General features: G+C 68.2%; 19 protein-coding genes and 1 riboswitch. Of the genes, 11 read left to right on the forward strand and 8 right to left on the reverse strand.

The genetic code is table 11. The features are described from left to right. Positions 1 to 3 precede the first annotated feature (3 nt). A complete protein-coding gene (locus AC5P56_RS08710; protein WP_049442134.1) occupies positions 4 to 993 on the reverse strand; it encodes a fumarylacetoacetate hydrolase family protein in 990 nt (329 codons plus the stop codon). Positions 994 to 1,903: 910 nt separating this feature from the next. Between AC5P56_RS08710 and AC5P56_RS08715 the strand changes: the two genes are divergently transcribed. Further along, positions 1,904 to 3,319, forward strand: a complete 1,416-nt coding sequence (locus AC5P56_RS08715) for a DEAD/DEAH box helicase (RefSeq protein ID WP_046428694.1) — start codon at positions 1,904 to 1,906, stop codon at positions 3,317 to 3,319. A 567-nt stretch (positions 3,320 to 3,886) separates the two neighbouring features. Here the strand turns inward: AC5P56_RS08715 and AC5P56_RS08720 are convergent. After that, positions 3,887 to 6,481, reverse strand: coding sequence for a M14 family zinc carboxypeptidase (locus tag AC5P56_RS08720; protein WP_288496816.1), 2,595 nt, complete (start codon positions 6,479 to 6,481; stop codon positions 3,887 to 3,889). Positions 6,482 to 6,555: 74 nt separating this feature from the next. Further along, positions 6,556 to 9,195 (reverse strand): TonB-dependent receptor, encoded by a 2,640-nt coding sequence (locus tag AC5P56_RS08725; RefSeq protein WP_046428687.1) that lies wholly within the window; start codon positions 9,193 to 9,195, stop codon positions 6,556 to 6,558. Positions 9,196 to 9,387: 192 nt separating this feature from the next. On the opposite strand from AC5P56_RS08725, the gene queD reads away from it, so the two are divergent. Further along, on the forward strand, positions 9,388 to 9,750 hold the full coding sequence (gene queD / locus AC5P56_RS08730) for a 6-carboxytetrahydropterin synthase QueD (protein WP_014645831.1): 363 nt from the start codon (positions 9,388 to 9,390) through the stop codon (positions 9,748 to 9,750). Positions 9,751 to 9,867: 117 nt separating this feature from the next. Beyond that, positions 9,868 to 10,215 carry a phasin family protein gene (locus AC5P56_RS08735; RefSeq protein ID WP_014035870.1) on the forward strand — a complete coding sequence of 116 codons (348 nt, stop codon included), beginning with the start codon at positions 9,868 to 9,870 and terminating at the stop codon, positions 10,213 to 10,215. Positions 10,216 to 10,663: 448 nt separating this feature from the next. Here the strand turns inward: AC5P56_RS08735 and asnB are convergent, their stop codons facing one another. Next, entirely contained in the window at positions 10,664 to 12,565 is a 1,902-nt protein-coding gene (gene asnB / locus AC5P56_RS08740; protein WP_134808477.1) for an asparagine synthase (glutamine-hydrolyzing), read from the reverse strand. 349 nt (positions 12,566 to 12,914) lie between these two features. On the opposite strand from asnB, the gene AC5P56_RS08745 reads away from it, so the two are divergent. Together AC5P56_RS08745 and AC5P56_RS08750 are read left to right on the forward strand one after the other, a co-directional pair. Beyond that, entirely contained in the window at positions 12,915 to 13,604 is a 690-nt protein-coding gene (locus AC5P56_RS08745; RefSeq protein ID WP_014645829.1) for a winged helix-turn-helix domain-containing protein, read from the forward strand. Beyond that, positions 13,601 to 14,947: an ATP-binding protein gene (locus tag AC5P56_RS08750; RefSeq protein WP_134808478.1), complete on the forward strand. Its 1,347-nt coding sequence runs from the start codon at positions 13,601 to 13,603 to the stop codon at positions 14,945 to 14,947. The genes AC5P56_RS08745 and AC5P56_RS08750 overlap by 4 nt, the downstream gene beginning before the upstream one ends. Here AC5P56_RS08750 and AC5P56_RS08755 read toward each other — a convergent pair. Continuing rightward, positions 14,944 to 16,413 (reverse strand): sensor histidine kinase, encoded by a 1,470-nt coding sequence (locus AC5P56_RS08755; protein WP_032959213.1) that lies wholly within the window; start codon positions 16,411 to 16,413, stop codon positions 14,944 to 14,946. The two genes, AC5P56_RS08750 and AC5P56_RS08755, sit on opposite strands and share 4 nt — an antisense overlap. Beyond that, positions 16,410 to 17,129, reverse strand: a complete 720-nt coding sequence (locus AC5P56_RS08760; RefSeq protein WP_014645826.1) for a response regulator transcription factor — start codon at positions 17,127 to 17,129, stop codon at positions 16,410 to 16,412. The genes AC5P56_RS08755 and AC5P56_RS08760 overlap by 4 nt, the downstream gene beginning before the upstream one ends. A gap of 144 nt (positions 17,130 to 17,273) precedes the next feature. Between AC5P56_RS08760 and msrB the strand changes: the two genes are divergently transcribed. From msrB to AC5P56_RS08780, 4 genes are all read left to right on the forward strand, one after another. Beyond that, positions 17,274 to 17,846 (forward strand): peptide-methionine (R)-S-oxide reductase MsrB, encoded by a 573-nt coding sequence (msrB, locus tag AC5P56_RS08765; RefSeq protein ID WP_288496815.1) that lies wholly within the window; start codon positions 17,274 to 17,276, stop codon positions 17,844 to 17,846. Positions 17,847 to 17,848: 2 nt separating this feature from the next. Next, on the forward strand, positions 17,849 to 19,618 hold the full coding sequence (locus AC5P56_RS08770; protein ID WP_134808476.1) for a cytochrome c biogenesis protein DipZ: 1,770 nt from the start codon (positions 17,849 to 17,851) through the stop codon (positions 19,616 to 19,618). A 14-nt stretch (positions 19,619 to 19,632) separates the two neighbouring features. Further along, positions 19,633 to 20,370 carry a peptide-methionine (S)-S-oxide reductase MsrA gene (gene msrA, locus AC5P56_RS08775; protein ID WP_111205401.1) on the forward strand — a complete coding sequence of 246 codons (738 nt, stop codon included), beginning with the start codon at positions 19,633 to 19,635 and terminating at the stop codon, positions 20,368 to 20,370. A 242-nt stretch (positions 20,371 to 20,612) separates the two neighbouring features. Further along, positions 20,613 to 22,061 carry an aminotransferase-like domain-containing protein gene (locus tag AC5P56_RS08780; RefSeq protein WP_014645822.1) on the forward strand — a complete coding sequence of 483 codons (1,449 nt, stop codon included), beginning with the start codon at positions 20,613 to 20,615 and terminating at the stop codon, positions 22,059 to 22,061. Between the two features lie 75 nt (positions 22,062 to 22,136). Here the strand turns inward: AC5P56_RS08780 and bioD are convergent, their stop codons facing one another. After that, positions 22,137 to 22,820 carry a dethiobiotin synthase gene (bioD, locus tag AC5P56_RS08785; RefSeq protein ID WP_041864050.1) on the reverse strand — a complete coding sequence of 228 codons (684 nt, stop codon included), beginning with the start codon at positions 22,818 to 22,820 and terminating at the stop codon, positions 22,137 to 22,139. A 68-nt stretch (positions 22,821 to 22,888) separates the two neighbouring features. On the opposite strand from bioD, the gene AC5P56_RS08790 reads away from it, so the two are divergent. Together AC5P56_RS08790 and AC5P56_RS08795 are read left to right on the forward strand one after the other, a co-directional pair. After that, positions 22,889 to 23,371 (forward strand): GAF domain-containing protein, encoded by a 483-nt coding sequence (locus AC5P56_RS08790; RefSeq protein ID WP_014645821.1) that lies wholly within the window; start codon positions 22,889 to 22,891, stop codon positions 23,369 to 23,371. Next, the gene (locus tag AC5P56_RS08795; protein ID WP_014645820.1) at positions 23,368 to 23,730 is read left to right on the forward strand and encodes a TfoX/Sxy family protein; all 363 of its coding nucleotides are present in this window, start codon (positions 23,368 to 23,370) and stop codon (positions 23,728 to 23,730) included. The genes AC5P56_RS08790 and AC5P56_RS08795 overlap by 4 nt, the downstream gene beginning before the upstream one ends. Positions 23,731 to 23,821: 91 nt before the next feature. Here the strand turns inward: AC5P56_RS08795 and AC5P56_RS08800 are convergent, their stop codons facing one another. After that, entirely contained in the window at positions 23,822 to 24,400 is a 579-nt protein-coding gene (locus AC5P56_RS08800) for a histidine phosphatase family protein (RefSeq protein ID WP_049408270.1), read from the reverse strand. A gap of 142 nt (positions 24,401 to 24,542) precedes the next feature. Continuing rightward, positions 24,543 to 24,765: riboswitch (cobalamin riboswitch) on the forward strand. The last annotated feature ends 49 nt before the right edge of the window (positions 24,766 to 24,814 follow it).

Genomic DNA, 24,814 nt, shown 5'->3' on the forward strand with positions numbered 1-24,814 from the left:
TGCTCAGGGCCTGGCCGCCTGTTCGATGCGCTGCTCGATCGCACCGAAGATGCTGTTGCCCGCGGCATCGAGCATCTCGATGCGCACCACGTCGCCGAAGGACATGAACGGCGTGCTCGGCTTGCCATCGCGCAGGGTTTCGACCACGCGCTGCTCGGCGAAGCACGACGCACCCTTGCTGGTGTCTTCATTGGCGATGGTGCCCGAGCCGACGATGGTGCCGGCGACCAGCGGACGGGTCTTGGCCGCATGCGAAACCAGCTGGGCGAAATTGAACTGCATGTCCACGCCCGCTTCCGGCGCACCGAACCACTGGCCGTTGATGTGGGTCAGCAGCGGCAGGTGCACCTTGCTGTCCTGCCACGCGGCACCCAGCTCGTCAGGGGTGACGAACACCGGCGACAGCGCCGAGCGCGGCTTGGACTGCAGGAAGCCGAAACCCTTGGCCAGCTCGCCCGGGATCAGGTTGCGCAGCGAGACATCGTTGACCAGGCCGACCAACTGGATATGACCGGCTGCCTGTTCCGGGGTCGCCGCCATCGGCACGTCGTCGGTGATCACCACGATCTCCGCTTCCAGGTCGATGCCGTAGTCCTCGCTGACCACCTTGACCGCATCGCGCGGGCCGTAGAAGCCGGCGCTGGTGGCCTGGTACATCAGCGGGTCGGTGTAGAAGCTGTCCGGCACCTCGGCGCCACGGGCACGGCGCACGCGCTCGACGTGCGGCAGGTAGGCGCTGCCATCGACGAACTCATAGGCGCGCGGCATCGGCGCGGCCAGTGCCTGCGGGTCGAGGTCGAACACGCCATCGGCATCGCCGGCATTGAGCGATTCGTACAGGGCGTTCAGGCGCGGTGCGATGTGGCTCCAGTCCTCCAGGGCCTGCTGCAGGGTGGCGGCAATGCCGGTGGCGCGCACGCCGTGGCGCAGGTCACGCGAGACGACGATCAGGGTGCCGTCGCGGCCGCCTTCCTTCAAAGAACCAAGCTTCATGGGTGGGTGTCCGGAGTCGTGGGCAAACAAGTTTCAAGTGTAATCAAATCTGCGGCGACGCCAAGCTGCAGCGCGGCATCGGCCCACCCTACCGTAGTGGGGGGGTCGGCAGGGCTTGCAGCCCTGCACCTGCTCAATGCAACAGCAACGGCAACGTCAAAAGCGGCTCTGGCTTTCTACTGGTTGGGCGGGGCGGTGTGGGTGGGCAGGACACGCCGTAAACCCGTCCATGGGGGCTCGATGGCGCCATCCATGGCGCCAACGGTCCTGCCCACCCACACCGCCCTACCCCCGACAGATCCCCGCGGCGGCTGTTGGTGGGTGCCGACCGTTGGTCGGCACATCTGTCAGATATCGAATGAAATTCCGGGGCCAGATCCGTTTTCCTCCGGAAAACGGATCTGGCCCCAAGAGCATTTCCGACAGACCGCAGCAAACTGTCGAAGGCGGGGTGGGTCCGGTTGAGGGGGTGTGAGCGGCATGGATGCCGCGACCAAGCCCCCATGGATGGGTTTACGGCGCCCCCCTCAACCGGACCCACCCCGCCAACCCTCAGGAAGCCAGCTTTTGACGTTGACGTGGCTCTGGCCTCCGCGGGTGCAGGGCTGCAAGCCCCGCAGACACCCCCTACCTGAACAGGCCTTTTTGCGCGAAGTCTCTAACATCGTTTAGACTTGCAGGGTCTGCAGCGGCCGTCCGTTTCCCTCCGGGATCGCCGGCGACCAGGGTCCGCCCTCTTCGCCCGCCCCCACTCCGACGCCGTTCGTCACGCATTCCAGCCTGCGCTTCGTGCCGGCTGCACCCAATTCTCGCAGCGCGGTTCACGGGAACGCTCCGAGTCAGCCGATCAGTTTGATCTGCCCCCGTCTGTCCGCTCGGACAGGCGTTTCTTGTACTTGGAGCAAACTCAATGTCTTTTGAATCGCTGGGCCTGGCGCCCTTCCTGCTGCGCGCGCTCGCCGAGCAGGGCTACGAAAACCCGACCCCGATCCAGCAGCAGGCGATCCCGCTGGCGCTGGCCGGTCGCGACCTGCTGGCCGGCGCACAGACCGGCACCGGCAAGACCGCCGCGTTCGGCCTGCCGCTGCTGCAGCACCTGGGCACCGCCTCGCAGGAGGTACGTGCCGGCCCGCGCAAGCCGCGCGCGCTGATCCTGGCCCCGACCCGCGAGCTGGCCACCCAGGTGCATGACAGCCTGCGTGGCTACAGCAAGTACCTGCGCATCCCCAGCGCCTGCATCTACGGCGGCGTCGGCATGGGCAACCAGCTGGACATCCTGCGCCGTGGCGTGGACCTGCTGGTGGCCTGCCCGGGCCGCCTGATCGACCACCTTGAGCGTCGCAGCGTCGACCTGTCCGGCATTGAAGTGCTGATCCTGGACGAAGCCGACCGCATGCTCGACATGGGCTTCCTGCCGTCGATCAAGCGCATCCTGGCCAAGCTGCCGAAGCAGAACCGCCAGACCCTGCTGTTCTCGGCCACCTTCGAGGACAACATCCGCCAGTTGGCGCTGGAGTTCATGCGCAACCCGGAACAGATCCAGGTGACGCCGAAGAACACCGTGGCCGAAACCATCACCCACCGCGTGCATCCGGTCGACGCCGGCCGCAAGCGCGACCTGCTGCTGCACCTGCTGGCGCAGGACAGCCGCGAGCAGACCCTGGTGTTCGCCCGCACCAAGCATGGCAGCGACAAGCTGGCCACCTTCCTGGAAAAGTCGGGCATCAAGACCGCGGCGATCCACGGCAACAAGAGCCAGGGCCAGCGCCTGCGTGCGCTGGGTGACTTCAAGGCCGGCCGCGTGACCGTGCTGGTGGCCACCGACATCGCCGCGCGCGGCATCGACATCAACGAGCTGCCGAAGGTGATCAACTTCGACCTGCCGATGGTGGCCGAGGACTACGTGCACCGCATCGGCCGCACCGGCCGCAACGGCGCGACCGGCCAGGCGATTTCGCTGGTGGCGCAGGATGAAGTGAAGCTGCTGCGCGCGATCGTGCGCCTGCTGGGCCGCGACATGGACATCCGCGATGTGCCGGGCTTCGAGCTGCAGACGCCGATCCGCTGGGGCAACAGTGCGCCGGGCAAGGCCGAGCACGATACCGGTGAGCGCGCGCCGCGCAAGAGCCACGCACGCCGTCCGCACGGCGATGCGCCGCGCCATGCGCATGCCGGCCCGAAGAAGGCCGGTGGTGGCCGTCGCGAGGGCGGCGGCAACGGCCAGCAGCGTGCGGGCGCGGGTCAGGGCCAGCGCCGTGGCGGTGGCGGCAATGGTGGCGGCCGTGGTCGCGGCCAGGGTGGCAACGGCGGCGGTCGCGCCGGCTGATCCCAGCTGACATGGATGGCGCTTCCCGCTGCGCGGGGGGCTATCGAGGGACGGCGCTGACGCGCCGTCCTTTTTTTGTTGCTGGCTACCGGGTGATAAAGCACGCGGTGGCAGTACCGAGGGCGGATGGACATGGGGGCAGCGCAGAACACGCTGTAAATACGTCCATGTAAGCTCGATGGCGCCATCCATGGCGCCAACGGTTCTGCGCTGCCCCCATGCCCATCCGCTTCAAGCATTGCCTGCGCCTTCTTCTCCCGCCGGGTAGCCGGGAGAAGAAAGATCAAATTCAAGTTCAAATTCAAATTCAAAGGCAAAAGCCGAAGTCGCAATTCCTGGCTTTGCTTTTGCTTTTGCTTTTGCTTTTGCTTTTGTATTTGCCCTTGCTCCCGCCTTGGGGTCTGATGCGTCCGCGCCCGCAGGAAACTGTCATGGGAGGCAGGGGGCCTCAGCCAGGACCGTTGGCGCCAAGGATGGCGCCATCGAGCCCCCATGGATGGGTTTACGGCGTGTCCTGGCTGAGGCCCCCTGCCTCCCAAGCACAACAGAAACTCGGCGCCAAACACCTCAACCCCGCGCTTTCGCCGGATTCACCAGATTCCCGAAGAAGATCGCGTTGATCAGCAGGCGGTCCGTGCCATGCCAGTACTTGCGATGCGCCGGATCATCGGCGAACAGCACCACGTTACCCTGCCCCTGCGCCGACACCAGCAGCCACGCGCTGCCCGCCACCCGCGTGCGGTTGCGCTCGGACAAGTAACCGTTCACCCGCGGCGGCGCGTCGATGCGTACCACCGTCGAGAACGGGTTCGCACTCGGCTGCAGCGTCACCGTGTTTTCCTTGTTGATCGCCAGTTGCCGGCGCGGCACGCCGAACGCCAACGGATGGCTGGTATCCACGTCGGCACTGAGGATGTTGCCGCTGACCCGCTCGATCGCAGCGATGTCGCGCTGGTCGCCGAACGCACGGCGGCTCTCGTCGGCAGTCTCTTCTTCCTTACCGAGCTTCTCGCCGTCGGCCAGCTTCTGTTCGATCGCCCACTTCGAGGCGCTGCCGTAGGTCACCAGTGAACCTCCGGCCTGCACCCAGCGCTTCAGTGCGGCCACCGCCGTGGCATCGATGCCGGTGTAGGTGCCGCCGGACAGCACGATCGTGGTGTAGCGGTCCAGCGGCACCTTGCCCAGCTGCTGCGGGTCCAGCTTGCTGGCAGGCAGGTGCAGCTGCTGGTCGAGCAGGAACCACGCCGAACCGATCTCGGTGGCGGCCACGCCCTCGCCCATCACCAGCGCGACCGTGGGCTTGCGCAGCGCCTTGACGCCGTCACTGCCGAGGTCGATGCCTTCGCGGCTGCGGCCGCTGGGCAATGCGTGCACCTGCACACCCGCCTCGCGCGCGGCCGACGTCACTGCCTCAAGCAGCGCTGCGCCCTGCAGCGATTGCCCGGCCACCGGAATCACCAGGCTGCCGGCGGCGAAGCTGACCTCGCCCTGCGCGGTCGCGGTGGTGAACGGCTGGAATGCCGCACGTGCGCTCACGCCCTTGCCCTGCAGTGCAGCCAGCGCGCGCCCGGCGTTGTAGTCGCGCCAGTCGATCGCGTAGGCAAATCCGGCCTGGCTGCCCAGCACCGCACCCTGCGCCGCCGGCAGCGCGGTCACGCGTGCACCGCCTTCGATACGGCTGCGGCTACCGGCGAAGGCCACGCCGTAGGCCGGTGCGATTGCATAGCTGGTGCTGCCGTAGAACACATCACCCTTGATCGGCGGCGTCTCGGCAAAGATCGAATGCACCAGGCGGAACTGCGCCTGTTGGACCGGCACAACGTAGGCGCTGCCGGCATCGAAGCGCTGGCCATCGACAGTGACGGCACGATCCAGCGCGCGCACCTCGACGCGATGCAGCAGCAACAGTTCCAGCAGGCGGCGGGTCAGTGTCGGGTCATGCGCATCACCGAACACGAAGCTCTTCACCGGCTGCTGTGCGGCCTGCTTCAGCGCGCTCTGGAAGAACTGCTTCTGCAGGTCGAACAGGCCGCTGCGCTCGGTCACTGCGCCGCGCACGGTGCCCAGCCCGGTGGCGACCTGGTTGCGGATGGTGAACGGGAACGTCAGCAGGCCATTCACCGATTCCTGCACGCGGCCGCGTGAGCTGGCCTGTTCGACGGTCACGCCGACGGCACCATGGAAGTCCGGGTAGGTCGAGCCGTATACCGGCGAGAAGTTGTCGAAGTTCTCGCCGGTGTAGTACAGCGAGCCCAGCGCATCCAGCGCCTGCGCGTGGTACCTGGCCAGGGTCTTGTTGAATTCGTACGACGCCGCGGGAATCAGCGGACTGTGCATGCTCTTCGGCGAGGGCTCGAAGTAGTAGGTGCTGTCCTTGCCCATTTCGTGGAAGTCGATCTGCACGTTCGGGTACCACTGGTGGAACACCTCCACCTTCGGCCGCGAGTCCTGCTGGGTCAGCGCCAGCCAGTCGCGGTTGAGATCGGTGAAGTAGTGGTTGGTGCGCCCTTGCGGGAACGGTTCGACGTGCTCCTTGTCGGCCGGGTCGGCCGAGGCCGGATCGGAGGCCCACGCGTTGTGCCAGTTGGCGGCACGATCGCGACCGTCCGGATTCTGCGCCGGGTCGAACAGCACCACCGCCTGCTGCAGCCACTGCTGGGTTTCGGCGCTGCGGTTGGCCACCAGGTAGTAAGCCGTCAGCATCGCCGCCTCGGCACTGGAGGTCTCGTTGCCATGCACGCTGTATCCCAGCCACACCACCACCGGGCTGTCGCCCGCCGCACTGCGCGGCTGCGCCGGATCGGCCAGCGTCGCGTGCTGCTGGCGGATCTGTTCCAACCGCGCGTGGTTGCCTGCGGCAGTGACAGTGGCGATCAACAGCGGGCGGCCCTCATAGCTGCGGCCGATCTCGCGCACGCTGATCCTGTCCGAGCGCCGGGCCAGTTCCTGGAAGTACGCCACCAGCTGGTCGTGCCGGGTGTAACGGCTGCCGATCGGATAGCCGAGGAACTGCTCCGGCGTGGGCACGGCGGTATCGAACGCCGCTGCATCGGCAGCCTGCGGAAAGAAGTAGGTGCTCTGTGCCTGTACCGGCTGCGGCTGGAACAGTGCGGTGGCGGCGGCAAGCAGCAACGGAAGAACGGCACGACGATGCAAGGACACAGTGACTCCCCTGGAACACAACGGCAGGCGGTCGCGCGACCGGTCCCTTGGGGAGACCGGTCGCAGCGGGTGGATCAGAAGCGGTAGTCGAAGCCCAGCGTGAAGTAGCGGCCGCGCAGGTCGTACTGGCTGAAGTCGTACGGCGCGCGGATGCCCGGGAACGAGGCATCGTACGGCGGCGTCTTGTCGGCCAGGTTCTGCACCTTGGCGTACACCGTCAGCTTGTCGATGCCGGTGTAGGCCAGGTACAGGTCGTACTGGCTGTAGCTGCCGACGCGCTGCTGCACGGCCTTGGCGGCGGTGCTGGCCTCCTGGCGGTAGCTGCTGGTGTAGTACCAGGTCACCGCGGCGTTGAAGTCGCCGTATTTCCAGTCCAGGGTGGTGGTGGCCTTGTCCTTGGGCAGGGTCGCGCCGAGGTTGCTGCCGGCGTAGTCGACCAGCGGGCCGCCGACCACGGTCGGGCGACGGTAGTCGCGCACGTGGGTGTAGGCGGAGGACACGGTGAAGTCGCCGAGCGCAGCGGTCGGGATGCGCTGGCGCAGCTCGACGTCGATGCCTGATGTCTTCAGCTCGCTCAGGTTCTGGTAGCGGTTGTAGACGGCCTGCAGCTTGCCGCGCTCGTCGCGCTGCACGGCGCCGGCCACGTTGTCGTTGACCAGAGTCTGGGTGTTGTTGGTGCCGACCAGGTTGTCCAGCTGGATGCGGTAGTAGTCCACGCTCAGGTTGGTGTTGGCCCATGGCGACAGCACCACGCCGAAGTTCACGCTCTTGGTGCGCTCGGGCTTCAGTGCGTTGTTGCCAACGGTGAAGAAGGTCGGATTCTGGCGTGAGCCCGGCACGTCCGGATCACGCGGGTCGGCCACGCTGCCGTAGGCGATGCTGGTGCTGTTGGAGTTCTCCGACAGCGACGGTGCACGGAAGCCCTTCGACGCCGAGGCACGCACCAGCAGGAAATCGAGCGGCTGCCAGCGCAGGCCGATCTTCGGCGAGAACGCATCGCCGAAATCATCGTAGTGATCGGCACGCGCGGCGGCGGACAGTTCCAGGGTCGAGGCCAGCGGCACGTTCACTTCGGCGTAGGCGGCACTGACCTGGCGCTGGCCATGTACTTCGGCGATGGCCGGGCGCACCTGCAGGCCGGCGTCGATCTGCCACGGGTTGTTGGAATCGAGCTTCTCGCGGCGCCACTCGGCACCGGCGGCGAAGCCGATCTCGCCGGCCCAGGTGTGGCCCAGGCTGCCGGAAATCTTCGCGTCGACGCCCTGCAGCTTGGACTCGGCCGGGCGCAGCGTGGCGATGTTGATCGAATCACGTACCGACTGCGGCGTGGCCGCCGGATTCAGCAGGTTGTAGCTGCCGGTGGCCAGCGCATCGGCCAGCGCCCAGCGATTGGCGAAGCCGCCGGACACGCTCTCACGCTCGCTGCTGCGTGCGCCGAATGCAGCCACTTCCCAGTCCCAGTTCGCAGTGGTGCCACGCAGGCCGAACACGCCGCGATAGGCGGTGGAACGGTTGGTCTTGATCGTGCCGCCGAGGTCGAAGAAGGTGTATTCGATCGGGATCGCACGGCCGTACGGGTTGTACGGATTGTTGGCCGGCAGCAGCGACGACACCGGTTCGGCCAGGCCACTGTTGGCATTCAATGCGAAGCGGCCGCTCTCCAGGGTGAAGAACGGGCTGCTGCCGAACCATGCGGCACTCTTGATCTGGCTGTACAGCACTTCGCCGAAGGCTTCGACGTTGTCGTTCAGGCGGAAGGTACCGTTGGCATAGGCCTGGTAGCGCTTGGTCGAGGGGATCAGCGTGGTGAACGGGGCCTGGTTGAAGCCGCAGGTGTCGCCGGCCAAGCCGTCGATCGGCGCGCTGGCGACGCGGGTGGTACCGACCGGGCAGTTGCCGTTGGCGTCGAGCATCGGCACCGACACGCCGTTGACCAGGTAGCGCGCGCCCTTGGCCGACCAGCCGTTCCAGCGGCCACCGGGCTTGTCGGTGTAGATGCCGCTCCTGGTCAGGTTGCGTTCGTCCTGGTCCAGACGTTCGCGGTTGTAACCCTGCAGGCTGAAGAGGATGTTGTAGCCATCGGTGTCGAGATCACCAAGGCCGCCGACGAACTTCAGGTTCTGCTCGTGCAGGCCGCCCTGGTCGGCACCGCCGAAGCTGCCGCCGATCTCGGCGCCTTCGAAGTTCTGCCGGGTGATGATGTTGACCACGCCGGCCACGGCGTCGGAACCGTACACCGCCGAGGCGCCGTCCTTGAGCACTTCGATGCGCTCGACCGCGACCAGCGGCAGCGCGTTGAGATCAACGAACGTATCGGACAGGCCACCGGCCGGGAAGCCGTAGTTGGCCAGGCGGCGGCCGTTGAGCAGCACCAGCGTGTTCTTCTGCGACAGGCCGCGCAGGCCGATGCCGGCCGAGCCGGAGGCCCAGCCGTTGTTGGTGGTTTCGTTGCTGGCGTTGCCGGTGTTGGCCGAGATCGAACGCAGCACATCTGCCACGGTGGCCTTGCCGGTCTGTTCCAGCTGCTGGCGGCCGATCACCTGCACCGGGTTGGAGGCCTCGGTATCGGTGCGCTTGATGTTGGAACCGGTGACACGCACGGCGGCCAGGGTGCTGGCTTCGCCACTGGCGTCGGCGGAGGTTTCGGCGGCGGCAGACAAAGGCGCGGCCAGAGCGACGGCCAGGGCCGCCACGAGCAGGGTGTGCTTGGGCATGACGATGTGGGGGAGGTGGTAAGGGCGATGAAGTTCCGCAGTAGTCCATGCCTGGCCCGGGTCCGGCCAATAACATCTCTTCATACGGATATAAGAGAAACTATCATCTCTTCATCCGGATGGAAAGAGTTACTTCACGAGAGCCCGGCATCCGCTCAGGATGGCCGGCCACCTGCGGCGTACAATTGCGCCATGGAAATCTTCAAAGTCTTCATGCTCGAGGCGGCGCACCGCCTCCCCAACGTACCGCCGGGGCACAAGTGCGCGCGCCTGCACGGCCACTCGTTCCGGGTGGAACTGAAGGTCGAGGGCGAGCCGGGTGCGCAGACCGGCTGGATCATGGATTTCGGTGACGTGAAGGCGGCCTTCCAGCCGATCTACGATCGCCTGGACCATCACTACCTCAACGACATCCCCGGCCTAGAGAACCCGACCAGCGAGAACCTGGCGGTGTGGATCTGGAACGAGCTCAAGCCCGGCCTGCCGGCGCTGAGCGAGATCACCGTGCACGAAACCTGCACGTCGGGGTGCCGTTACCGCGGCCCCACTGCCTGATCAACCCATTGATCTGAAAGGTGTTTCAAAGGCGCCCTGGGCGCCTTTGTTATTTTTGTTGCATTGCCGCATCAAGGGCGTATGCTGCAATGCATCAAGCCACTCCCTGACGCCCCCATGGCCGCCGCCTTCAGCGATCGCTTCAGTGATGCCACCCGCCAGCTCGCCGCCGCGGCAACGCGTGCGAACCGGTTGGCGTTGGAGAACGCGGAAAGCATGTTCGGGGTGCAGCTGAAGGTGATGGAGCGCAACCTGACTGCGACCGGCGGCTGGCTGGGTGAACTGGCCCGCGGCGAGGATGCGGCCGGGACGCTCTCCAAGGGCGCGCAGCTGTGGCAGGACAACCTGCAGCGGCTGGGCCAGGCCCAGCAGGACGTGGTCGGTCTCGGCCTGCAGGCCAGCAAGGCTTGGTCCGAGCTGGTGCAGGGCTACAACGAATCAACGGCGGACGCGAACAACCACTGACGCGACGCAACACTCATTGCGTGGGTCCCTCCCCCCACGCAATCCGGACCCGGCAGATCCCTCCCTCTGCCGGGTCTTTTTTTGCCTGGCGTCTGCATTGAAGAGCGCTTCCTTGTCTGGATTCGCCGCGAACTGAAGGGCCCCGCCGGGGCGGGCAGGGGTCTGGGCAAATGTCCCCCGGCGCCGGCCGTTGGCCGTCACCTCCTCCTTTACTTTGCCCAGACCCCTGCCCGCCCCGACGAGGCTCGGCTTACGGCAGGTAAAGCGCAGCGCTCGTGGCAGCCTTTCAATGAGGCGCCGACGAACTCCCAACGCAGGGCGGACGCCCTTGCGTACGAAGTAAAGGGGGAGGTGACGGCCAACGGCCGGCGCCGGAGGACATTCGTACGCAAGGGCATCCGCCCTGCGCCGCGCAGATTGAACCCGCCGCACGCGATGCAGGAACGGCTCAGCGCCCGCGACCACCGTGCCAGTGCTGGTGCCACGCCTGGAACATCAGCACGTTCCACAGGTGTGTGTGCCACTTGCGCTCGCCCCGCAGGAACGCCTCCCAGATACCACGCACGCGTGCCACATCGAAGCAGCCCTGGTTGCGCAGCAGCTGCGGATCCAGCAGCGCCTCCGCCCAGTCGCGCAACGGACCGGCCAGCCAGCGGGCCATCGGCGGGCCGAAGCCGCGCTTGGGGCGATACACCAGCGGATCCGGCAGGTAGCGCGCCAGCAGGTGCTTGAGGATCAGCTTGTGCTCGCCATCGTGGTACTTCAGGTGCTGCGGCAGCCGCCAGGCCAGGCGCACCACCTCCATGTCCAGCAGCGGCGCACGGGTTTCAACGCCCGCCGCCATGCCCGCACGATCAACCTTGGCCAGGATTCCCTCGGCCAGGTCCATGCGGAAATCCAGCAGCTGGATGCGCGCCTCGGCCGGCAGCGCCGTGTCCTGCTGCTGGAAGATCGTCACCGGTTCGCGCGCACCCAGCACCACCTGCGCCGGCTGCCGCCAGCGGGTCACGCGCTGCAGGTAGTGACCTTCCACATCATTGGCAGCCACCTCGGCCACCAGGGCGCGCCAACCACCGAGGCGGCCGCGCTCGACGTTCATGCGGTTGCCGCTGCGCCGCGCCAGGTCGCGTACCCAGTCCGGCAGGCCACCACACAGGCGCGCATTGCGCAGCGCGCGGCCATAGCTGGGATGCCCGAAGAACAGTTCATCGCCACCGTCACCGGTCAGTGCCACCGGCTTGCGCGCCCCCAGCAGTTCACTGGCCAGCAGCGTCGGCAGCTGCGAGGCGTCGGCGAAGGGCTCGCACCAGACCTGCGGCAGGCGCTGCAGCAGGTCCAGGCCCTGGCGCGCGTCCATGCGATGCAGGTGGTGTTGCACGCCCAGATGGCGCGCGACCTGCGACGCCCAGTCGCTCTCGTCATGCCCCGGATCGTCGAAGCCGACCGTCCACGCTTCGATCGGCAGGGTCGATTGCGCCTGCATCATCGCCGTCACCAGCGAGGAGTCGGTGCCGCCGGACAGGAACGCGCCGCACGCCAGGGGCGAGTGCATGCGTGAGGCGATGGCCTTCTGCAGTACCGCTTCAAGCTGGTCGGTGGCCTGTTCCAGGCTCGGCGGCGGCTGCAGCGGCTCCTGCAGTGCACTCTGCATCGCGTCGCGTGCGCACCAGTAACGCGCGCCGCCCTGCGCGGCCTGGCTGGAGCAACCCGCGGCATGGTCGCTGAGATCGATACGCAGCATCGCGCCCGCCACCAGTTTGTGGATGCCACGGTAGATGGTGTGCGGCGCCGGCACATAGTCGTGGCGCAGCAGCAGGCTCAGGGCATCCTGGTCGATGCTCGGCGCGAAGCCGGCGAAGGCCTGCAGCGCCTTCAACTCCGAGGCGAACAGGAACTGGCCCTGGTACCAGCCGTAATACAGCGGCCGCTCGCCCACCGGATCACGGGCCAGCCACAGCACGCGCGACTCCCGGTCCCAGACGCTGAAACCGAAGGCGCCTTCGATGCGCGACAGCGCCCGCTGCACGCCCCATTCGACGATCGCCTGCAGCAGCAGCCGCGCATCGCTGCAACTGCGGGGCAGATCGCGCAGCTGCGCCTGCAGGTCGCCGCGGTTGTACAGGCGGCCGTCCAGGCACAGCACGTAGCGACCGCAGTCCGAGCTCAGCGGCTGCAACGGCGTATCGGTCGGCGCCCGGCAATGGCCCAGCGCGAGGCCGGCCTCGGCGTCGGTCCAGTAGCCGATGCGGCCACGCCCACGCTGCTGCAGCGCGCGCAGCATCGGGGCCAGCTGCTGCAGCAGCTGCTCATCCTCGGCGGGCGGCAGCCAGGCCCCGACCACGCCGCTCATCGGAAGCCTCCGCACTGGCAGCGGCGGGACGGGTTCGGCAGGCAGGGGGCGGCGGGCGACATGGGGACGGCACGCGGAGCGGAGGAGACTCCATGCTCGGCGCGGGCGCGCGCGGCGTCAGTCGCTTTGCTGTCAGCGATCGTCACCAGCCGTATCACGAAGGTAACGTTTTGTAACAGCAACAGGCTATGCTGGCCGCCAAGTTGTTGCCGGGACTGAGACCCGGCCCGCGCGCCAGCAACCCCGGCTGAATGGCGCCCGCCCCCGGGACCCGGGCGGCCCGAAGGCTGGGATAGCATCGCCGCGCTCGTGCCGTGGCGGTACGTTTGCGCCCACGGAGGCCTTGGAAATGCTGGATATCGTACTGGTCGAAGACGATGCCCGCCTGGGAACGATGGTCAGCGACTACCTGCAACGGCATGGCTACCAGGTGGCCCACGAGCGCAGCGGCGAGCGCGCCGTGGCCCGGATCCTGGCGGAGAAGCCGGCCCTGGTGCTGCTCGATGTGGGCCTGCCCGACCAGGATGGTTTCGAAGTGTGTCGGCAGATCCGGCCCCACTATGACGGCATCATCTGCGTGCTGACCGCCCGTACCGACAACATCGACCAGGTGCTGGGCCTGGAACTGGGGGCCGACGATTACATCGGCAAACCCATCGAACCGCGGGTGCTGCTGGCCCGCCTGCGCGCCCACCTGCGCCGCCACCGCCGGGTCGAACCGCGTGACGGCAGCCTGCGCTTCGGCGAGCTGAGCATCGACCCGTCCACCCGCAACGTGCACCTGCAGGGCAGCCTGCTGGAGCTGACCACCGCCGAGTTCGACCTGCTGTTCCTGCTGGCCAGCAATGCCGGCCAGATCCTGGACCGCGACGCGCTGCTGCGCGGCCTGCGTGGCATCGCCTTCGATGGCCTGGACCGCTCAATCGATGCCCGCATCTCGCGCCTGCGCCGCAAGCTGGGCGACAACCCGGAGCAGCCGGAACGGATCAAGACCGTCCGTGGCCGCGGCTACCTGTTCAGCCGCTCGGCATGGGGATGAAACGCACACCGTCGGCGATGCGCGGCCACGCCTTCCACTTCCTGCGCTACGGCATCGGTTTCCTGGTCGCCCACCTGTTGTTGATCGTGCTGGGCCTGTGGGCCTGGGACGCCCTGCTGGAAGACCGCACCGAAGCCGGCCTGCAGGCCGAGATGCGCGGCACGCACGCGCTGCTGCAGCATCGCTTCGCCGAAACCCCGCGCGAGCAGTGGCCGGCACTGGCGCGCGAACTCGACGCCGATTTCGCCTACGCGCTGCGCATGGTGCCGCTGGCCGAGGCGGTGAAGGCCCTGCCGGCCAGCCAGCGCCCGCCGTTCAACAACGGCCGCGTACAGATCGACCTGGAGCACATGCGCAGCCTGCAGCGGATCGGCGACAGCGACTACGCCGTGATGCTGGGCCCGTTGGACGAGGCGCTGCCGGACGAAGGCTGGCAGGACAGCGAAGTATCCGGTGTGGCGATCCTGCTGCTGATCCTGATGGTGGCGGTGGCACTGCCGATGTACGTGATGGTGTACCGGCTGTGGCGCGACGTCTCGCAGTTGGCCCAGGCGGCCCGCCGCATGCGCGACGGCCAGCTGGACACGCGTGCGCCGCGCGCCGGCACCGCGCTGGTGCGGCCGTTGGCCAACGCCTTCAACCACATGGCCGAGCAGCTGCAGCAGCTGCTGGAAAGCCAGCGCGTGCTGGCCCAGGCGGTCGCGCACGAGGTGCGCACGCCGTTGGCACGGATGCGTTTCGGCCTGGCCGACCTGGAAGACACCGCGCTCGACGATGTGCAGCGCGATGCGCTGGGCGGGCTGCGCACCGACGTCGATCGGCTGCAGCACCTCACCGATGCCGGCGTCGAATACGCCGCACTGGGCCGCTGCCATCAGCTGACCCGCCAGCGCCTGCAGCTGGCGGCGCTGGTGCGCGGCGTGGTGGCCCAGTTCGCACCGTTGCCGATGCCGGTGCAGCAGGCGTTGTCGCCGGTGGGCCTGGTCAACGTCAACCGGCACATGCTGGAACTGGCGCTGCGCAACCTGCTCGGCAATGCGCTGCGTTACGCGCGTCGGCAGATCCGCATCGCCAGCACGGTCAATGACGGCTGGCTGTGCCTGCAGGTGGAGGACGACGGCCCCGGCATCGCACCGGAACTGCGCAGCCAGGTGCTGCAACCCTATGTGCGGCTGGACCCGGGCAGCCCCGGCTTCGGCCTCGGGCTGGCGCTGGTGCAGGTGGTAGCCGACAAGCATGGCGGCCAGGTCGAGGTGACCGATTCGGCGCTGGGCGGCGCCTGCATCCGCCTGCACCTGCCGCTGGAAAACGGCGGTGTCGTGGAGGCCGAGGCAGCCTGCTAGACCGCCGTTTCCGCGCGCGGCAAGGCAAACACGAACAGCGCGCCCCGTTCGCTGTCGCGCAGTTCGATGCGGCGGCCATGCAACTGCACGATGCGCTGCACGATCAACAGGCCCAATCCGCCGTTGTCGCCACGCCGCGCGCCGAGCGCGGCCGGTGCCTGGAACAACTGGGTACGCAGCGCCGGGGCTACCCCGGGGCCATCATCGGCGACGCAGACCTCCACGCTGTCGGCGGTCGCGCGCAGGCGCACCTCGATCTGGCCACCCTCGGGTGCATGGCGCAGCGCGTTGTCGAGCAGGTTGGTCAGCACCCGCTCGACCAGGCCCAGGTCCGCACGGACCAGCGGCAGGCCGGGCGGAAACGCCGCGTGCAGCTGCTGGCCACGCGCCTGTGCCGCCAGTTCGAACTTCTGCAGCACGTCCTGCAGCAGCTCCGGCAGCGCGAACACTTCCCACTCCAGCCGCACTTCGCCGTGCTCCAGCCGCGCCAGTTCGAACAGCGCGCGCGCCAGCCGGCCGACCTTGGCGCTCTGTGCCAGCGCAATGCCGAGATAGCGGCGGCGCTCGTCCGGTGACAGCGTGGCGTCCTTCAACGCCAGCGTTTCCAGGTAGCCGTGCAGCGACGACAACGGCGTGCGCAGGTCGTGCGAGATGTTGGCGACCAGTTCACGGCGCTGCAGATCCTGCTGGCGCAGCTGCTGCCACTGCTCGCCCAGCCGCTGCGCCATCTGCGCGTGCGCATGTTCCAGGATCACCAGTTCGTCGCGCTCACCGGCGCGCAGCGGCTCCGGCGGCGGCAGCGGCGTCGGCGCATCGATGTCAAAGGCCTGGATCCGCCGGGTCAGCCGCCGCAACGGACGCGTCACCCAGTAGAACGCGACCAGCCCGGCCAACAGGCCGAGGCTGCCGACCAGCACCACCGACCACAGCGTGGTGTTCCACTGGCTGCCGGCGGCAAGATCGTCGGCGAGCATCTGCCGGTGCTCGCCGACCAGCACCACGTACACATAGCCGGCCGGCCGGCCCTGCACGATCAATGGTGCAGCGCTGAACACCTTGCGGCCATCGGCGCTTCGCGGGTCATCGCCGAGGATCGGCAACGGTGCACCGGCCAGCAGGCGACGCAACGGCGCCACATCCACCCGGTTGCGCACCAGATGTCCACTGGGTGCATCGTGACCGAGGATGCGGCCCTGGTCGTCCAGCAGGTAGACCTCGACGCTGGGGTTGACCGCCATCAGCTGGCCGAACAGCGCGCGCACCGCCGCATCGCGCATGCCGCTGGTGTCCATCAGCTCGCTGCGCTGGGCGATGTGTTCGGCCAGGCCCAGCGACAGCCGCTGCACGACTTCCTGCTCGTGGCGGGTGTTGGCACGCATCTGCAGTGCCAACAGCGCCATGCAGCACATCAGCATCAGCGCGGCGGTCACCACCGCCAGCTTCTGCCACAGGTTCGGCTTGATCATGCCGCCGCCCCGGCCGGGTCGACCAGCTTGTAACCGCGGCCCCACACCGTCAGCAACCGCCGTGGGTTGGCCGGGTCGGGTTCGATCTTGCTGCGCAGGCGGTTGATGTGGGTGTTGACCGTGTGCTCATAGCCATCGTGCTGGTAGCCCCAGACCTGGTTGAGCAGTTCCATGCGTGCGAACACCTGGTCCGGATGACGGGCGAAGAACAGCAGCAGGTCGAACTCGCGCGGGGTCAGTTCCAGCGTGTTGCCATCCACCGAAGCGGTGCGCGCGACCGGATCGAGCTGCAGCCCACCCAGCTCGATCGCGCCGGCATCGATGCGCGCGCTCTGCGCCATCGCCTCGGCGCGGCGCAGCAGCGCACGTACCCGTGCCACCAGTTCCGGCATCGAAAAGGGTTTTGCCAGGTAATCGTCCGCGCCCAGTTCCAGGCCGACGATGCGCTGCGTTTCACTGCCGCGCGCGCTGATGATGATGATCGGGACATACCGCGCCATCGCGCGTGCGCGCTGGCACACCTGCAGCCCGTCCACGCCGGGCAGCATCACGTCCAGCACCAGCGCATCCCACGGGCCGTCCTGCTCGAGCAGGCGCAGGCCGGCATCGCCGCTGGCGGCATGGGCGACGTCGTAGCCCTCATCACCCAGGTGCATGCGCAGCAGGTCGGCGATGTGGGCATCGTCTTCAACGATCAGCACGCGTTTGGTCGACATCGGCAGCTCGGGGCCAGTGGGGAGGCTGGCTGCATTGTGGCGCGGGACGGCCGCCGATACCTCACGAAAAATTGAATCCTGCGTGAGGATTCGTTGACCCGGGCGGGCGCAGCATGGCCCCGTCGCCCCTTCCCGGAGTCCGCCATGTCCCTCTCCCGCCGCCATCTGCTGGGCCTGGGCGGTGTCGCCACCGCCGCCGGCCTGTTCGGCCTGGGGGCCTGCAGCCGCGCCGCCCCGGCCGCCGCCGAAGCGCGCCCGTCGCGACAGTTCGAGGTCATGCACAGCGATGCCGAGTGGCGCCAGCGACTGACGCCGGCGCAGTACGCGGTGCTGCGCCAGCAGGCCACCGAGCGCCCCTGGAGCAGCCCGCTCAACAAGGAACACCGGCAGGGCACCTTCGCCTGCGCCGGGTGCGCACTGCCGCTGTTCTCCTCGTCCACCAAGTTCGAGAGCGGTACCGGCTGGCCCAGCTTCTGGGCGCCGCTGCACAACGCCATCGGCGAAGACCGCGACGTCACCTTCGGGATGCTGCGGGTGGAGGTGCATTGCCGCCGCTGCGGCGGCCATCTCGGCCATGTGTTCAACGATGGGCCACGCCCCACCGGGCTGCGCTACTGCATGAACGGTGCGGCGATGGTGTTCGTTCCCGGCGCCACGGATGGCACTGCCGACGGCTGGCGGGTGCCGGTCGGTTCTTCCCCTGCTTCCGGAGCCTGACGATGCTGCTGTTGCTGCTTGCCTATCTGGGGGGCGCGCTGACCCTGCTCAGTCCCTGCATCCTGCCGGTGCTGCCGTTCGTGTTCGCGCGTGCCGATCGCCCGTTCCTGCGCAGCACGCTGCCGCTGCTGCTGGGCATGGCGCTCACCTTCACCGTGGTCGCCAGCCTGGCCGCGGTGGGCAGCCAATGGGTGGCACAGGCCAACCAGGTCGGACGCTGGGTCGCCCTGCTGCTGATGGCGTTGTTCGCGGTCGCCCTGCTCTGGCCACGACTGGCCGACCACCTGCTGGCGCCGTTCCAGCGCGTGGGTGCCCGCCTGAGTGCGCGCGCCGATGCGGCGGATGCCGCGGGGCACGGCGGCGCGTGGACCTCGCTGCTGATCGGCATCGCCACTGGCCTGCTGTGGGCACCGTGTGCCGGGCCGATCCTCGGTCTGGTGCTGACCGGCGCCGCCCTGCATGGCGCCAGCGTCGGTACCACTGCGCTGCTGCTGGCCTACGCACTGGGTGCGATCACCGCATTGGCGCTGGCGGTGTGGATCGGCGGCCGGGTGTTCCGCGCGATGCAGGCGCGGCTCGGCCTCGGCGATGTACTTCGCAAGGTGCTGGGTGTGGCCGCGCTGCTGGCCGTCGTGGCGATCGGCCTCGGCTGGGATACCGGCCTGCTGACCCGCTTGTCCACGGTCAGCACCGCGCGTATCGAGCAACGCCTGCTGGATGCAGTGCCCGGCGCGCAGCCGGCGGCACCGCCGATGATGATGATGGCCGGCGCCAATGCCGGTGCCGATGCAGCGCTGCCGGTGGAAGGCACGCTGCCCGCGCTGGACGGTGCCACTGGCTGGCTCAACAGCCCGCCCCTGAGTGCACAGCAGCTGCGCGGCAAGGTGGTTCTGGTCGATTTCTGGACCTATTCCTGCATCAACTGCCTGCGCGCGATGCCGTTCGTGCACGAATGGGAGCGACGCTACCGCGACCACGGCCTGGTGGTGGTCGGCGTGCACACGCCGGAGTTCGCCTTCGAGCGTGACCCACGCAACGTGATGAAAGCGGTGCAGCAGCTGAAGGTCGAGTACCCGGTGGCGCTCGACAACCAGTACACGATCTGGCGCGCCTTCAACAACCGCTACTGGCCGGCGCAGTACTTCGTCGACGCGCAGGGCAACATCCGCGGCCACCAGTTCGGCGAGGGCAACTATGCGCGCTCGGAACAGATGATCCGTCGCCTGCTGACCGAAGCCGGGCAGACCAATCTGCCGCCGCCGGCCGATCCCGCTGCCGCCGGCCTGAAGGGCGTGGCCGTGCAGGCCGACATGGGCAACCTGCGTTCGCCGGAAACCTACCTGGGCCACGCCCGCGCCGAGCAGTTCGCCTCGCCCGGCGGGCAGCGCAGCGACGCCGCGTTCGACTACACGCTGCCGGCCACCCTGGCGTTGAACCAGTGGGGGCTGTCCGGGCGCTGGACCGTCACCGATGAGGCCGCACAGCTGCAGCAGGCCGGCGGCCGCATCGCCTTCCAGTTCCATGCGCGCGACCTGCACCTGGTGCTGGCACCGAGCGAGGACGGCAGGCCGGTGCGCTTCCGCGTCTGGCTGGACGGCAAAGCGCTGCCCGCCACCGATGCCGGCAGTGATGTTGGTGCCGATGGCAGTGGCGTCGTCGACGAGCACCGCCTGTACCAGCTGATCCGCCAGCGCGGCGCAGTTGGCCCGCATCGCTTCGAGATCGAGTTCCTCGATGCGGGCGTGCAGGCCTATGCCTTCACCTTCGGTTGAACCGGGAGGACATGATGAAACTCTCCTTTGAACAGGGCATCGCCGCCGGTGTGGCCGGCCTGGTGGCCACGGCCTTGATCGCCGGTGTGCTGCTGGTTGACCACGGCGCGATTGCGGCGCCGATCGAAGCCAGCGCGCAGATCCAGGCACTGCCGGCCCCCACCGGCGATGCGGCGTTCCGCGATGACGCCCCCCACGCCAGCGTGGTGTTCGCCGGTGGATGCTTCTGGGGCGTGCAGGGCGTGTTCCAGCACGTCAAGGGCGTGAGCAATGCCGTGTCCGGCTACATCGGTGGCAGTGCGGCCAATGCGCGTTATGAGCGCGTCAGCGGTGGCCAGACCGGGCATGCCGAAGCAGTGAAGATCGACTACGACCCGCGCCAGGTCAGCTACGGGCAGCTGATGCAGGTGTTCTTCTCGGTGGTGCACGACCCGACCCAGCTCAATCGGCAGGGGCCGGACCACGGCAGCCAATACCGCTCGGCGATCTTCAGTGACGACGCACGCCAGCAGGCTGCCAGCCGCGCCTACATCGCCCAGCTCGGCCAGGCCGGCAGCTACCGCGCGCCGATCGTCACCCAGCTGGTCAGCGGCCAGCGCTTCTACCCGGCCGAGAGCTACCACCAGAACTACATGACCAACTACCCGCAGGCGGCCTACATCCGCTACTACGACGCACCGAAGCTGGCCGCGCTGGGCAGGCAGTTCCCGGCGCTGTACCGGCGCGAGGCGGTGCTGGTGCCGATGCGGTAGCCGGCATTCCCCCTTGGGCTGACCGACGCTCGGCGGTGCTCTCTGTAGAGCCGAGCCCACGCTCGGCTGCTGTTGGCGGAAGTGCAGCCGAGCATGGGCTCGGCTCTACACACAGAAAAAGACGCACGGCCATCCAGCCGTGCGTTTGGGAAGTATCGGCCGTGCCCCGATCAGGCCCGGCCGACAACGACATGCTAGGCTCGCCATCATCATGGGTACAGCACCAGATGGTGGGAAATTCGATGGATACAGATGACCAGAGCGCGATGATCCCACCCCGCTACCAACGGCTGTCCGACGAGCTGGCCGAGGCCATCCACGGCGGACGCCTTCCGGTTGGCAGCCGCCTGCCTTCGCTGCGGCAGATGGCCCTGCAGCGCAGGCTCAGCCTGAACACGGTGATTGCCGCCTATCGCCAGCTGGAGGACGCCGGCCTGGTCATTCCGCGGCCCAAAGCCGGCTTCGAGGTGGCGCCGCGCTTGTCGGTGCCAGAGCGTTCGCTGCGTGATACCCCGTCCGCACCCACCGCACCACTGCAGCAGGTGCTGATGGCCCGCGTGCTGGAAGCACAGCGCCGCCCCGGTGTGATCGACCTGGCCTTTGCCGGTCCGCGCGGGCGCCAGTTCTATCCGGGCGCGCAGCTGGCCCGGCATACCGCACAGGTGCTGCGCCACGGCCAGCAGACGGTGGAGACCTACGCGCGCCCCAACGGCTCGCCACGGCTGCTGGCGCAGATCGTGCGGCGTGGCCCGCGCATGGGGCTGCACACCCACAGCGAACGCCTGCTGCTGACCCATGGTGCGATGGAGGGCCTGCAGCTGGCGCTGCGCGCGGTCACCCAGCCCGGTGATGCGGTCGGCATCGAGGCACCGTCCTACTTCAACCTGTATCCGTTGCTGGCCAACCTCGGCCTGCAGGCCATCGAGCTGCCCACCCATCCGCAGCACGGACTGGATGTGGATGCGCTGGACGCGCTGCTGCAGCACACACCGCTGGCCGCACTGGTGGTGATGCCGACCGTGCACAACCCGCTCGGCTGCACCATGCCGACCGCCGCCAAGCAGCGCCTGGCCGAGCTGGTCAACGCACGGCAGCTGCCGCTGATCGAGGACGCGGTGTACGCCGAGCTGCAGTTCTGCGAACCGCCGGCGCCCCTGCTGAAGGCCTTCGATCGCGACGGCTGGGTGATGGTGGTCGGAGGTTTCTCCAAGACACTGGCGCCGGATTACCGCATCGGCTGGCTGGATGGCGGCCGCTTCGCCGAGCGCATCGCGCTGCTGAAATTCCAGTCCACCGGCGGCGAGCCGCAGCTGCTCGGTGACGCGGTCGCGGCGTATCTGGAAGCGGGCAGCTACGAGCACCACCTGCATCGCATGCGCCGGCTGTACCGCGAACAGGTGGGACGGCTGCGCCAGCTGGTGGCCGAGCACTTCCCGGCCGGCACCCGCGCCACCGAACCGCAGGGCGGATTCCTGCTGTGGCTGGAACTGCCGGGCGTGGATACGCGCGAGCTGTTCGAGCGAGCGCTGCAGGAGGACATCGTGTTCATGCCCGGCCAGGTCTATTCACGTGGCGCGCGATACCGCCACTGCCTGCGGCTGTCGTGCTGCCAGACCCTGGATGCGCGCTTCATCGGCGCGGTGGAACGACTGGGCGCGATCGCACGGGAGCTGGCGGCCGCAGCACGGTAGTGCCGGCCGCTGGCCGGCAACATCGGGATCACCGGGTGGATGCGGTTGCCGGCCAGCGGTCGGCACTACCCAGGATCACTCGAGCAGGTGCGCGCTCAGCGCTTCGCCATCCGCACCCGGCAGATGCGGCAGCCGTCCCCAGCACGGCATCGGCAGGCGCTGCTGCAACGTGGCGATGTTCTCATCCTGGCGCTGCATCGCCGGGTCGATGTGGTTGCCGATCCAGCCCAGGCACTGCACGCCGCTGGCCTGCAGCGACTGCGCAGTCAGCCGCGCATGGTTGACGCAGCCCAGCCGCATGCCCACCACCAGCAGCACCGGCAACTGCAGTGCTCGCACCAGGTCCAGCTGGTCCAGCGTGGCCGAGACCGGCGCCAGCCACCCACCGACGCCTTCCACCACCACGATGTCGGCCTGTGCGCGCAGTCGCGCGAACGCAGCCACGATCGGCGCCAGTTCCACCCGCACGCCGTCCTCGGCAGCGGCCAGCTCCGGTGCCAGCGGCTGCCGCAGCGCATACGGGTTCAGATCGGCATAGTCCGGCACCGGCCAGCTGGCCGCCTGCAGCGCCAGCGCGTCTTCGTTGCGCAGGCCCTGCCCCAGGTCTTCGCTGCCGCTGGCCACCGGTTTCATGCCCACCGCGCGCAGGCCGCGCCGGCGCAGCGCCTGCAGCAGCGCGGTGCTGGCCGCGGTCTTGCCGATCTCCGTATCGGTGCCGGTAATGAACAGGGCGGGCGGCAGCGTAGCGGGCAACGGCATCGATGGGCTCCAACAGGGCAACAGAGCGTGCATTATCGCCGGCCCGGCGCGCTTGCTAGACTGCGGGCATGTTCGCCAATGCCTCGCTTACCGGCAGCAAGCCGGAACAATACGCCCAGCTGCTGGAACAGGCCCGTGGCCTGGTCTACGCCGAGTCCGACCGCATCGCCAACGCGGCCAACCTCTCCGCACTGGTCTACCACGCCCTGCCCGACCTGAACTGGGTGGGTTTCTACCTGTACGACGGCACGGAGCTGGTGGTCGGCCCGTTCCAGGGCCTGCCGGCCTGCGTGCGCATCCCGCTGGACAAGGGCGTGTGCGGTGCCGCCGCCAGCCAGCGCGTGACCCAGCGCGTGGACGACGTCGATGCCTTCCCCGGCCATATCGCCTGCGATTCGGCCTCGCGTTCGGAACTGGTGGTGCCGCTGCTGCGCGGCGATGAACTGATCGGCGTGTTCGACATCGACAGCCCGAAGATCGGCCGCTTCGATGCCGATGACCAGGCCGGCCTGGAAGCCATCGCCCGCGTGTTCGTCGAGGCGCTGGGATGAGCGCACCGAAGCTGCGCAACATCGGCCCCAAGAGTGCAGCGTGGCTGCGCCAGGTCGGCCTGCGCAGCCGCGAGGACCTGGTTGCGACCGGCGCAGTCGGCGCCTTCGTCAAGGTCAAGCGCGCCGGCTTCAAGCCCAGCCTGAACCTGCTGTACTCGCTGGAAGGCGCGCTGCTGGACTGCCACTGGCAGGAACTGAGCGAGCCGCAGCGTGAGGCGCTGGTGCAGGATTACGAAGCACGCATCGCCGCGCATCCGCTGAAGGCGGCCGGCCCGGCGTCGGGTCCGGTGCATGAGCAGCGCTTCGATGCCGACGATGACGCGGAAGACAGCGTGACCGAGGATGCGGACGAGGATTGACCGCACCGGTAGTGCCGGCCGCTGGCCGGCAACTGCGTGGTCTTTTCAACATTCCTGAGACTGCCGGCCAGCGGCCGGCACTACCGATGGGTTACGGCTGCTGCAGTTCCAGCAGCTCGCCTGCCAGCCCGGCTTCGCCACGTTCCAGCCGTACCCGCAGGCGCGTGCCGTGGTCGATGCGCAGTGCCCAGCACAGCGACATCGGCAGGCCGCAGACCTGCGACAGCACCATGCGCAGCGGGCCGCCATGGCTGACCACCAGCGTTGGCACCGGGTCGTCATCATCGAGCAGTCGATCCAGCGCGCGCGCGATACGCCGCTCGAAGTGGCCCCAGCTTTCACCGTTGGGCGGTGGGAATGCATGCGGATCGGCATGGAAGGCCGCCAGTGCATCCTCCGGCAGGTCGAACAGCGACTGCCCGTCCCAATCGCCGAAATCCAGCTCTTCCCATTCCTCCTCCGCTTCCACGTCCAGCCCGCGCGGGGTGGCCAGGGCCATCGCCGTGTGCAGCGAGCGCAGCCGCGGCGAACTGATCACCCGTTCCCAGGGCTGCGCAGCGTAGGCGTCGACCAGTTCCTGCGGCAGGCGGGCCAGCTGCGGTGGATCGCTGCGGCCATCGAGGAACTCATCGCGACCGTTGCCGGCATGGCGGACCAGGTCGAGGATCATGCGTGCGTCCTGTACAGGCAACGCGGGAACAGCGGAAAACGGGCGGACATCGGCAACGGCACCACGGGATCGAGGGACCATTCTAAGGGCACAGCAAAGGCAGTCGGGTACGCTCGACGCTACGGGCCGCCTGCGATGCCGTAGACTGCGCGCACTTCCAGGTGACCTGCGGCCACGGCCGGCAGGTTGAAACGGGAAGCCGGTGACGCGTGAATCCACGCCAGGCCGGCGCTGCCCCCGCAACGGTAAGCACGTCAGTTCCAGGCAACAACGCCACTGTGCCGCAGGCATGGGAAGGCGCCTGGACGGTGGCCTCGCGCCACCCGGCGGCAAGCCCGGAGACCGGCCCGGAAGCCTCAGGTCGCGGTGCGGTGGGCATGGCGCTGGATGACCGCAGCCTGCGCTGCGGCGTCG

Source organism: Stenotrophomonas sp. YJH_SMC_131, from assembly GCF_059367975.1.

Coding starts and splice junctions, on each gene's coding strand:
- AC5P56_RS08750 (WP_134808478.1), top strand. CDS start 13,601: ATGAAACGCACACCGTCGGCGATGCGCGGCCACGCCTTCCACTTCCTG.
- msrB (WP_288496815.1), top strand. CDS start 17,274: ATGTCCCTCTCCCGCCGCCATCTGCTGGGCCTGGGCGGTGTCGCCACC.
- AC5P56_RS08790 (WP_014645821.1), top strand. CDS start 22,889: ATGTTCGCCAATGCCTCGCTTACCGGCAGCAAGCCGGAACAATACGCC.
- AC5P56_RS08755 (WP_032959213.1), bottom strand. CDS start 16,413: ATGATCAAGCCGAACCTGTGGCAGAAGCTGGCGGTGGTGACCGCCGCG.
- AC5P56_RS08745 (WP_014645829.1), top strand. CDS start 12,915: ATGCTGGATATCGTACTGGTCGAAGACGATGCCCGCCTGGGAACGATG.
- AC5P56_RS08795 (WP_014645820.1), top strand. CDS start 23,368: ATGAGCGCACCGAAGCTGCGCAACATCGGCCCCAAGAGTGCAGCGTGG.
- msrA (WP_111205401.1), top strand. CDS start 19,633: ATGAAACTCTCCTTTGAACAGGGCATCGCCGCCGGTGTGGCCGGCCTG.
- AC5P56_RS08760 (WP_014645826.1), bottom strand. CDS start 17,129: ATGTCGACCAAACGCGTGCTGATCGTTGAAGACGATGCCCACATCGCC.
- AC5P56_RS08770 (WP_134808476.1), top strand. CDS start 17,849: ATGCTGCTGTTGCTGCTTGCCTATCTGGGGGGCGCGCTGACCCTGCTC.
- asnB (WP_134808477.1), bottom strand. CDS start 12,565: ATGAGCGGCGTGGTCGGGGCCTGGCTGCCGCCCGCCGAGGATGAGCAG.
- bioD (WP_041864050.1), bottom strand. CDS start 22,820: ATGCCGTTGCCCGCTACGCTGCCGCCCGCCCTGTTCATTACCGGCACC.
- AC5P56_RS08780 (WP_014645822.1), top strand. CDS start 20,613: ATGGATACAGATGACCAGAGCGCGATGATCCCACCCCGCTACCAACGG.
- AC5P56_RS08800 (WP_049408270.1), bottom strand. CDS start 24,400: ATGATCCTCGACCTGGTCCGCCATGCCGGCAACGGTCGCGATGAGTTC.
- queD (WP_014645831.1), top strand. CDS start 9,388: ATGGAAATCTTCAAAGTCTTCATGCTCGAGGCGGCGCACCGCCTCCCC.
- AC5P56_RS08715 (WP_046428694.1), top strand. CDS start 1,904: ATGTCTTTTGAATCGCTGGGCCTGGCGCCCTTCCTGCTGCGCGCGCTC.
- AC5P56_RS08710 (WP_049442134.1), bottom strand. CDS start 993: ATGAAGCTTGGTTCTTTGAAGGAAGGCGGCCGCGACGGCACCCTGATC.
- AC5P56_RS08735 (WP_014035870.1), top strand. CDS start 9,868: ATGGCCGCCGCCTTCAGCGATCGCTTCAGTGATGCCACCCGCCAGCTC.
- AC5P56_RS08725 (WP_046428687.1), bottom strand. CDS start 9,195: ATGCCCAAGCACACCCTGCTCGTGGCGGCCCTGGCCGTCGCTCTGGCC.